Raw genomic sequence first — 9,949 nt, forward strand, 5'->3', positions numbered from 1 at the left:
ATCCTCATGGACTACATGTCCATTCCGGTTCCTGCGCTGCTCTTCACTCCGCTGAGGGGTGCTCGCGACGGACCCTGAACTGGTTCAACCCTGGAATGAATCGAACTGCCATGAACCCGCACCACACCGCCCTGCCCCACGGCCGCCTGATCTGGCTGCTGGGGGCGCTGGTGGCCTTCGGCCCGCTGTCGATCGACCTGTACCTGCCGGCGCTGCCCGCCATCGCCGCCAGCCTGGCCGCGCCGGTGGGGCTGGTGCAGTTCACCATCGGCGGTTTCCTGGCCGGCTTCTGCCTGGGCATGCTGCTGTACGGCCCGCTGTCCGACCGCTACGGCCGCCGCCCGGTGCTGCTGGCCGGCATCGCGCTGTACCTGCTGGCCAGCCTGGCCTGCGTGCTGGCGCAGTCGGCCGAGCAACTGATCGCGTTGCGCGTGCTGCAGGCGGTGGGCGGCGGCGCCGGCAGCGTGCTGGGCCGGGCGATGGTGCGCGACCTGTTCGCGCTGGATCGCGCCGCACAGCTGCTGTCGCTGTTGCACCTGGTCACCATGATCGCGCCGCTCTTGGCGCCGCTGCTGGGCGGCTGGCTGCTGCTGGTGGCCGGCTGGCGCGCGCTGTTCCTGGCGCTGGCGCTGTTCGGCGCCGTCATCCTGGCGCTGGTCGCCTCGCGACTGCCGGAAACCCACCCGCCCGAGCGCCGCAGCGGCATCAGCCTGGGCGCGGCATTCCGCAGCTACGGCACGGTGCTGGCCGATGTGGCGTCGCTGGGCTACCTGCTGGCGCTGGGGCTGACCTTTGGCGCCATGTTCGCCTACATCACCGGCTCCCCCTTTATCTACATCGGCTACTTCGGCGTGGCGCCGCAGCATTACGGCTGGCTGTTCGGCCTCAACATCGCCGCGGTGATCGTGCTGACGCTGCTGAACAAACGCCTGGCGCAGCGCCACCGCCCGGACAGCCTGCTGCAGTGGCAGACCGCCGCGGTGGCGCTGGCCGGCATCGCGCTGTGGCTGGCCGGCGCCGGCTCGCTGCCGGCGGTGGTGCTGCCGCTGCTGGTCAGCGTCGGCCTTACCGGCTCCATCGGCCCCAACTGCATGGCGCGGCTGCTGCAGCTGCATCCAGACCGCGCCGGCGCCGCCATGGCGCTGGCCGCCAGCGGCCAGTTCGCGCTGGGCATGCTGGCCAGCGCGCTGGTGGCCTGGCTGCACGATGGCAGCCCGCGCGCCATGTGCCTGGTGATCGCGCTGTTCGGCGCCGGCGCCTGGCTGGGCCTGCAACTGACCCGCGTTCCCGCCGCCCGGCTGCGGGCCACGTCCACCCCCTCTTGAGCACCCCATCATGACTATCACGACCCTGCTGAACGACCCCGCCCTGCTGCAGACCCGCGCCTATATCGATGGCGAGTGGGTGGCGGGCGAGGCTGCGGCCAACTTTGCAGTGCGCAACCCGGCCAGCGGCGACAGCATCGCCGAGGTGGCATCCTGCAACGCCGCCGACACCCGCCGCGCCATCGAGGCCGCCGAGGCGGCGCTGCCGGCGTGGCGCGCGCTGCCGGCCAAACAGCGCGCGCAGATCCTGCGCCGCTGGTTCGAGCTGCTGCTGCAGCACCAGGAAGACCTGGCGCAGATCCTGAGCCTGGAACAGGGCAAGCCGCTGCCGGAAAGCCGCGGCGAGATCGCCTACGGCGCCAGCTTCATCGAATGGTTCGCCGAGGAGGCCAAGCGCGCCTATGGCGACGTGATTCCCAGCCCCTTCGGCGACCGCCGGCTGGTAACCATCAAGCAGCCCATCGGCGTGGTGGCCGCCATCACGCCGTGGAACTTCCCCAATGCCATGATCACCCGCAAGGTGGGTCCGGCGTTGGCCGCAGGCTGCACCGTGGTGGTGAAGCCGGCCGCCGAAACGCCGCTGTCGGCGCTGGCGCTGGCGGTGCTGGCCGAGCGCGCCGGGGTGCCCGCCGGCGTGCTCAACATCGTCACCGGCGAGCGCGCCAGCGAGATCGGCGGCGAGCTGACCCGCCACCCGGCGGTGCGCAAGCTGTCGTTCACCGGCTCCACCCGCATCGGCAAGCTGCTGATGGAACAGTGCGCCGGCACGGTGAAGAAGCTGGGGCTGGAGCTGGGCGGCAACGCGCCCTTCATCGTGTTCGACGATGCCGACCTGGACGCCGCGGTGCAGGGCACGCTGGCCAGCAAGTTCCGCAACACCGGCCAGACCTGCGTCTGCGCCAACCGCCTCTTGGTGCAGGACGGCGTGTACGACGCCTTTGCCGACAAGCTGGCCGCCGCGGTACGCAAGATGCAGGTGGGCGCCGCGCACAGCGGCGAGGTACAGCAGGGCCCGCTGATCAACGAGAAAGCCGTGGCCAAGGTGGCCGAGCACGTGGCCGACGCGGTAAGCCAGGGCGCGAAAGTGCTCACCGGCGGCGCGCCGCACCCGCTGGGCGGCAACTTCTACCAGCCCACGGTACTGACCGAAGTCAGCGAGCACATGCTGGTGGCGCACGAGGAAACCTTCGGCCCGCTGGCACCGCTGTTCCGCTTCCAGGACGAAGCCGACGCCATCCGCCTGGCCAACGCCACCGAGTTCGGCCTGGCCGCCTATTTCTACAGCCGCGACGTTGGCCGCATCTGGCGCGTGGCCGAGGCCATCGAGGCCGGCATGGTGGGTATCAACGAGGGGCTGATCTCCACCGAGGTGGCGCCGTTCGGCGGCATCAAGCAGTCCGGCCTCGGCCGCGAAGGCTCCAGGTACGGCCTGGAGGATTTCATGGAGATCAAATACCTGTGCTTTGGCGGCCTGAACAGCTGAAGAAATGGGCCGGCGCAAGCGTGATCTCGGCTTGGGCAGAGCTCGGAATCTTCATGGACGACAAGTCCATTCCGGCTCCTGCGCGCTGTCCGCCCCGCGCTGACGGCTGCTCGAGCACATTTCTTGATTACACAATATGAGGAGAGACACCATGCTCAGTCACGACATCATCGAACAAACCGCCCGCCGCCTGCACCAGGCCGAGCAGGAACGCCAGCAGATCCGCCAGATCTCGCTGGAGTACCCGGAAATCACCATCGAGGACGCCTACGCCATCCAGCGCCGCTGGGTGGCGATGAAGCTGGCCGAAGGCCGGGTGGTGAAGGGCCACAAGATCGGCCTCACCTCGCGCGCCATGCAGATGTCGTCGCAGATCGACGAGCCGGACTACGGCACGCTGCTGGACGATATGTTCTTCAACGACGGCGCCGACATCCCCTGCAGCCGCTTCATCGTACCGCGGGTGGAGGTGGAGCTGGCCTTCATCCTCGGCAAGGAGCTGAAGGGGCCGAACATCACCCTGTTCGACGTCTACAACGCCACCGAGTATGTGATTCCGGCGCTGGAGATCATCGACGCGCGCAGCCAGTCCATCGACCCGGAAAGCGGCCGCCCGCGCAAGGTGTTCGACACCATTTCCGACAATGCGGCCAACGCCGGCGTGGTGATGGGCGGCCGCCCGGTGAAGCCGTCGGAGCTGGACCTGCGCTGGGTGTCGGCGCTGATGTACCGCAACGGCGTGATCGAGGAATCCGGCGTGGCCGCCGCGGTGCTGAACCACCCGGCCAACGGCGTGGCCTGGCTGGCCAACAAGCTGGCGCCGTTCGACGTGAGCCTGCAGCCGGGCCAGGTGATCCTGGGCGGCTCGTTCACCCGCCCGGTGGCGGCACGCCCCGGCGATACCTTCCATGTCGATTACGGCCCGCTGGGCGCCATCAGCTGCCGTTTTGTGTAAGGAGTTGACCATGCAAAACCCTAGCAACCCCTTCAAGGCCGCGCTCAAGGCCGGCCAGGTGCAGATCGGCCTGTGGCTGGGCCTGGCCGATGCCTACTGCGCCGAACTGCTGGCCGGCGCCGGCTTCGACTGGCTGCTGATCGACGGCGAGCACGCACCCAACGAGCTGCAGAGCATGCTGGCGCAGCTGCAGGCCATCGCCCCCTACCCGTCGCACCCCATCGTGCGGCCGGTGTGGAACGACCCGGTACGCATCAAGCAGATTCTGGACATCGGCGCGCAGACCCTGCTGCTGCCGATGGTACAAAGCGGTGAGGAAGCGGCGCAGGCGGTAGCCGCCACCCGCTACCCGCCGCACGGCATCCGCGGCGTAGGCAGCGCGCTGGCGCGCGCCTCGCGCTGGAACCGCATCCCCGACTATCTGCACGCCAGCGAGCAGGATATCTGCGTGCTGGTACAGATCGAGACCCGTGCCGGCCTGGCCGCGCTGGACGCCATCGCCGCCACCGACGGCGTGGATGGCGTGTTCATCGGCCCGGCCGACCTGTCCGCCGACATGGGCTATATCGGCCAGCCGACGCACCCCGAGGTACAGGCGGCGATCGAGGATGCCATCCGCCGCATCCGTGCCCAGGGCAAGGCACCGGGCATCCTGATGGCCGACGAGAAACTGGCGCGGCACTACATCGCGCTGGGCGCGCAGTTCGTGGCGGTGGGGGTGGATACCACCCTGCTGGCGCGCAGCGCCGAAACGTTGGCCGCAAAATATCGCGATGCCGCGGCGTCAGTCGCCACCGGCAACAGCGTGTACTGAAGCCGCAGCGCTAAACCAGACAACGGATGGCCGTTGTACGCAGGTGTTTTCCCAGCTGGGTACCGGCCCTGGTGCCGGTACCGTTTTTTCGGCGCCGCCCCCGCGCCGACAGCCGCCTGCGGCAACATGCCGCCAATACTTAACATATTCACATTAACCCTGCGGCACGGAGGCCGCAGCACCCGGCAGTATCCAGGCAACAGGTGCCACAGAGCGCCACTACCATCACAGAGAGAGATCGCATGCGCCGGCCACGCCGCGCCCATGCAGGAGAAAAAGCATGCAAATGGAGAAAACCGCGGCCGCCCCGGCCGCCCACGCCCCGAGCACCGAGCAGGATCAGCAGCTGATCGGCAAGGTATCCGGCCGCCTGATCTGGTTCTTGTTCATCCTGTTCGTATTTTCCTTCCTCGACCGCATCAATATCGGCTTTGCCGGCCTGACCATGGCGCAGGACCTGGGGCTTACCGCCACCATGTTCGGCCTGGCCACCACCATCTTCTACATCGCCTACGTGGCCTGTGGCATTCCCAGCAATATGGTGCTCAGCCGTATCGGCGCGCGGCGCTGGATCGCCATCATCATGGTGGCCTGGGGCCTGGCCTCCACCGCCACCATGTTCGCCCACGACGCCGGCAGCCTGTACCTGCTGCGCGCGCTGGTGGGGGTGACCGAGGCCGGCTTCCTGCCCGGCATGCTGCTCTACCTCACCTTCTGGTTTCCGCGCGCCTACCGCGCCCGCGCCAACGCGCTGTTCATGATCGCCATGCCGGTCACCGCCGCCGCCGGCTCGGTGGTATCCGGCTACCTGCTGGAACTGAACGGCCTGTGGGGCCTGGCCGGCTGGCAGTGGCTGTTCATGGTGGAAGGTCTGCCGGCGGCACTGCTGGGCATCGCGGTGTGGTACTACCTGGACGACAGCCCGGCGCAGGCCGGCTGGCTGAGCAGCGCGGAAAAGCAGCGTCTGCAGCAGCTGCTGCAGGAAGAGCAGCACAGCACGCCGCAGCCTGCGGCCAACGTTGGCCGCGAGGGCGGCATCTGGCGCGAGCTGTTGTCGCCCAGCGTGCTCAAGTTCGCACTGGCCTACTTCTGCCTGGTGAACACCCTGAGCATGGTCAACATCTGGGTGCCGCAGATCGTGAAGAGCTTCAACAGCGGCAGCAGCAACGCCACCATCGGCATGCTGGCCGCCATTCCGCAGCTGGCCACCATCGCCGCCATGCTGTGGTGGGGCGCGCGCTCCGACCGCAAGCAGGAGCGCCGCTGGCACACCGTGCTGCCGATGCTGGCCGCCGCCGCCGGCTGGCTGCTGTGCGCCTATGCCGATGGCGCCGTGCTGCGGCTGGCCGGCATCGTCATTGCCTCCGCCGGCGCCTTCACCGCCATGACCATCTTCTGGACCACGCCGGACGCGGTGCTGTCCACCCGCGCCAAGGCCGTCGGCATCGCGCTGATCAACGCCACCGGCAACGTCGGCTCGGCACTGAGCTCGGTGGTGGTGGGCTGGCTGAAGGACCACAGCCACAGCTTCATCAGCGGCATGCTGTTCGCGGTGGCGGTGCTGGTGATCGGTGCGCTGGTGATGCTGGCAATACCGGCAGCAAAGCCGGCCAAGCCCTGAGCGCCGCGGATCGGTAGGGCGGAAGCCCGGTAAAACCGGGTGTTCCGCCATCTGGGCAGGCCCCGGAGTAGGTTGTGGTTGAGCGAAGCGAAGCCCAACGTTTACTGCGTCGGGTTTTGTATCCGCTGCGCGGATGCTGTTTGAAGTCGCCGGTTCCGCCCGGCGGACGGGCCAGGGGGCGTGCCGCCGCCCCCTCGCGACCCCGCTCGCCCTAATGGTCCGCGAAACCCCGGCCAAAAAGGCATTCGCCAGGCGCCGGCAATTCGCCGTTTGCTAACGTCAAACGGCTCAGCTGCCGTCTTAAAACCTGGCGAACACCATTTTGACCGGCGCTCCCCGTAGGGCAATTGGGCGCCTCAGCACGTTGGCCGCATGCTTTTCCTGACTTGACCTGCAGTGGTAGGGCGGAAGCCCGGTAAACCGGGCGTTCCGCCACTTGCTGCACATCACGACAATACGGCGGAACGTCCCGCTGGGGCTTCCGCCCTACCCTGCCAAGGCCCCTGCTACGCCCCGCGCGTAGCGGGGGTTTTGCCTTTTCAGCGCCAGGCTACAAAATCGGCAAAACCACCATGGAAAGTACCAACTTCCACCTGAAAGTTACATTTCAACTACCACTTGTGCTCCGCATAATGGCCTGACAGCTGCCGCCGTGCAGCCTGCACCGCGGCCTGACCGGATATCGATAAAGCAAGGCCGGCAGCCTGATCAAGACACATCACGGAGACATAGAGCGATGAACAAGCACAACCCCCTGCTGGACAAGCTGCGCACCGTCCTGCCCGCCATTGCGGCCAACGCCCAGCGTGCCGAGGAAGAACGTAAAGTACCAGACGAAAACATCGCCCTGCTCAAGGGCATCGGCATGCATCGTGCTTTCCAGCCGAAGAAATACGGCGGCCTGGAAATCTCGCTGCCAGAGTTCGCCGACTGCGTGGCGGCCCTGGCCGGCGCCTGCAGCGGCACCGCCTGGGCGTTCAGCCTGCTGTGTACCCACAGCCACCAGCTGGCGATGTTCTCGCCGCGGCTGCAGGACGAGATCTGGGCCGGCAACCCGGATGCCACCGCCAGCAGCAGCATCGCGCCGTTCAGCCAGATCGAGGAAACCGAGGGTGGCGTGTACCTGAGCGGCGAAATGGGCTGGAGCAGCGGCTGCGACCACGCCGAATGGGCGATTGTCGGCATGCGCCGCAAGAGTGCCGACGGCGAGCCGGTGTACAGCTTTGGCGTGCTGCCGCGCTGCGACTACGAGATTCGCGACAACTGGTACGCCATGGGCATGAAGGGCAGCGGCTCCAAGACCCTGGTGATCAACAACGCCTTCATCCCCAACCACCGCATCGAGGCGGCCAGGGACATGATGGAAGGCCGCTCCAGCGGCTTCGACCTGTACCCGGACAGCGACATTTTCTACACCCCCTACCGCCCCTACTTCGCCAGCGGCTTCGCCTCCATCAGCCTGGGCGTGGCCGAGCGCATGCTGCAGGCGTTCAAGGAGAAGACCCAGAACCGCGTGCGCGCCTACACCGGCGCCAGCGTGGGTACCGCCACCCCGGCGCTGATGCGGCTGGCGGAATCCACCCACCAGGTAGCGGCGGCGCGCGCCTTTCTGGAAAAGACCTGGCACGACCACGCCGAACACGGCCGCCGCCACCAGTACCCCAGCCGCGAGACGCTGACCTACTGGCGCACCAACCAGGCCTACGCGGTGAAGATGTGCATCGAGGCGGTGGATAGGCTGTTCAGCGCTTCCGGCGCCACCAGCTGGATGGAAGGCAACGAGCTGCAGCGCCTGTTCCGCGACTCGCACATGACCGGCGCCCATGCCTACACCGACTACGATGTCTGCGCCCAGATCCTCGGCCGCGAGCTGATGGGGCTGGAGCCGGACCCGAGCATGGTCTGAGCGGCGGTTCACGATCTGCTGCGCTTCGGCGAGACGGCGTTTGATTCGATCCATGGCTGCGCATTTACTACGTGTGAATTCCGCTTCCCCAGCCGTTTTTGCCTTGTCTCGCCCTAGCTCGCCAGATCGTGAGCTCACTCAAAACGCTGGCAAATCAATCTGCCCGCTGCTAACGGCTAACAGGCGTACCCACCAGGAGCACCCCATGACCACCCCCACCACCCCCGACTTCGACCCGCGCGTATTCCGCCGCGCGCTGGGCAACTTCGCCACCGGCGTCACCATCGTTACCGCCGCCACCCCGGACGGCCAGCGCGCCGGTGTCACCGCCAACAGCTTCAACTCGGTGTCGCTGGACCCGCCGCTGGTGCTGTGGAGCATAGACAAGCGCTCCGGCAGCCTTGCGGTGTTCGACGCCGCCAGCCACTTTGCCGTCAACATCCTGGCGGCGGACCAGATCGAGCTGTCCAACCAGTTCGCCCGGCCGAAGGACGACAAGTTCGCCGGCATTGCAGTGGAAACCGGCGCCGGCGGCGCACCGCTGTTCGCCGACTGCGCCGCGCGCTTCCAATGCGAGAAATACCAGCAGCTGGACGGCGGCGACCACTGGATCATGATCGGCAAGGTGGTCGCCTTCGACGACCTGGGCCGCTCGCCGCTGGTCTACCACCAGGGCACCTATTCCATGGTGTTGCCGCATGCCCGCATGCTGAAGCGCGAGGAAGGCGCCGCGCCGTCCAGCGCCTTCCATGGCCGGCTGAGCAACAATATCTACTACCTGCTGACCCAGGCGGTGCGCAGCTACCAGGCCAACTATCAGCCCAAACAGCTGTCCACCGGCCTGCGCACCAGCGAGGCGCGCATGCTGATGGTGCTTGAAAGCGATGCCGACATGGACATGGCCGGCCTGCTGCGCGAAGTGGCGATGCCGGTGCGCGAGATCGAGCAGGCGGAGGAGATCCTGCGCCGCAAGGAGCTGGTGAGCAACGGCGACGGCGGCTACCGGCTGACCGCGGCCGGCGTGGCCCAGGCCGAGATGCTGTGGGACATCGCCGCGCAGCAGCAGGAACAGGTGCTGGCAGGCTACAGCGCGGAAGAAGTCGAGGCGTTCAAGAAGGTGCTGCGCGGTATCATCGCGCTGCGCTGAGCCACGCCTGGCGCCAGCCTGCGTGTCATCAGGCTACAGCAAGCGTTAAGGCAAGCCGGCCATTGCTTACTCCGCCAAGCAATGGCCGGCGTAACCCTGCTCCTGTCTGCGCGCCAGTTTCGCTCGCCATCGACGACTCACGGCAAGGCCCGCGCTGCGGCCTGGTGCAAATGGCCACTTCCTGACATGCATCGCGTTCGTCGGCAAAGCTGCGCACTCAACGCCGAGCGCCTGGGTTCGGCGGGCATCGACGGGAACAACCCTGTACCGACCTATTAAAGTCGTAAACAGGCCCTCTTGTTCCGCCTAGCTCTCCGCATCATGGAGACAACCGGCACTCGGGCTAAAGTCGTACACAAACCGGCATCGCAAGACGCGTCCGACCACATTCAGCCAATTAAAGTCGAAAACAAAAAACGCGGTCCCAATACAAGCTGCCGGCAACAGCAGGCTTGCCACGATGCAAAAGTTGCAGGAACCACACCTCCCCCTGCCGACTGCTGCCCGGCCTGAGCGGCCACTGGGCTGTACCATGCGCAACGTCAGCAATCGGCTAGCGAGTTGCCCGTGGCGATACACGCTGCATTCCTCTGCAACAGAGATTCGCACTTGATCCCAAGAGGTAATTACCAGCTCAAAGGAGCAGCAGAACGCCGAGCTTACAACTTGGGGACTCGCCTTGGCGGCCCCCCCCCCCC

At 66.9% G+C, this 9,949-nt stretch carries 7 protein-coding genes and 1 other RNA gene; all 8 read left to right on the top strand.

Annotation, left to right across the window (positions count from 1 at the left end; genetic code table 11):
• Positions 1 to 110: 110 nt before the first annotated feature.
• Positions 111 to 1,325 (top strand): Bcr/CflA family multidrug efflux MFS transporter, encoded by a 1,215-nt coding sequence (locus tag ACFOLG_RS14085; protein WP_386092926.1) that lies wholly within the window; start codon positions 111 to 113, stop codon positions 1,323 to 1,325.
• Positions 1,326 to 1,335: 10 nt separating this feature from the next.
• Positions 1,336 to 2,808, top strand: a complete 1,473-nt coding sequence (locus ACFOLG_RS14090; RefSeq protein ID WP_386092928.1) for an NAD-dependent succinate-semialdehyde dehydrogenase — start codon at positions 1,336 to 1,338, stop codon at positions 2,806 to 2,808.
• A 53-nt stretch (positions 2,809 to 2,861) separates the two neighbouring features.
• Positions 2,862 to 2,940, top strand: a non-coding RNA gene (locus tag ACFOLG_RS14095) — sX9 sRNA.
• Between the two features lie 19 nt (positions 2,941 to 2,959).
• Positions 2,960 to 3,763 carry a 2-oxo-hept-4-ene-1,7-dioate hydratase gene (hpaH, locus tag ACFOLG_RS14100; protein WP_386092929.1) on the top strand — a complete coding sequence of 268 codons (804 nt, stop codon included), beginning with the start codon at positions 2,960 to 2,962 and terminating at the stop codon, positions 3,761 to 3,763.
• Between the two features lie 10 nt (positions 3,764 to 3,773).
• Positions 3,774 to 4,577, top strand: coding sequence for a 4-hydroxy-2-oxoheptanedioate aldolase (gene hpaI, locus ACFOLG_RS14105; RefSeq protein ID WP_386092931.1), 804 nt, complete (start codon positions 3,774 to 3,776; stop codon positions 4,575 to 4,577).
• A 280-nt stretch (positions 4,578 to 4,857) separates the two neighbouring features.
• Positions 4,858 to 6,198, top strand: a complete 1,341-nt coding sequence (locus ACFOLG_RS14110) for an MFS transporter (protein WP_386092933.1) — start codon at positions 4,858 to 4,860, stop codon at positions 6,196 to 6,198.
• A 736-nt stretch (positions 6,199 to 6,934) separates the two neighbouring features.
• Complete coding sequence (locus ACFOLG_RS14115) at positions 6,935 to 8,104, top strand: p-hydroxyphenylacetate 3-hydroxylase oxygenase component (RefSeq protein WP_386092935.1); 1,170 nt, start codon at positions 6,935 to 6,937, stop codon at positions 8,102 to 8,104.
• Between the two features lie 205 nt (positions 8,105 to 8,309).
• The gene (locus tag ACFOLG_RS14120) at positions 8,310 to 9,251 is read left to right on the top strand and encodes a p-hydroxyphenylacetate 3-hydroxylase reductase component (protein ID WP_386092937.1); all 942 of its coding nucleotides are present in this window, start codon (positions 8,310 to 8,312) and stop codon (positions 9,249 to 9,251) included.
• Positions 9,252 to 9,949 lie beyond the last annotated feature (698 nt).

Origin of the sequence: Vogesella facilis (assembly GCF_042648525.1) — a bacterium.
GTDB lineage: Bacteria > Pseudomonadota > Gammaproteobacteria > Burkholderiales > Chromobacteriaceae > Vogesella > Vogesella facilis.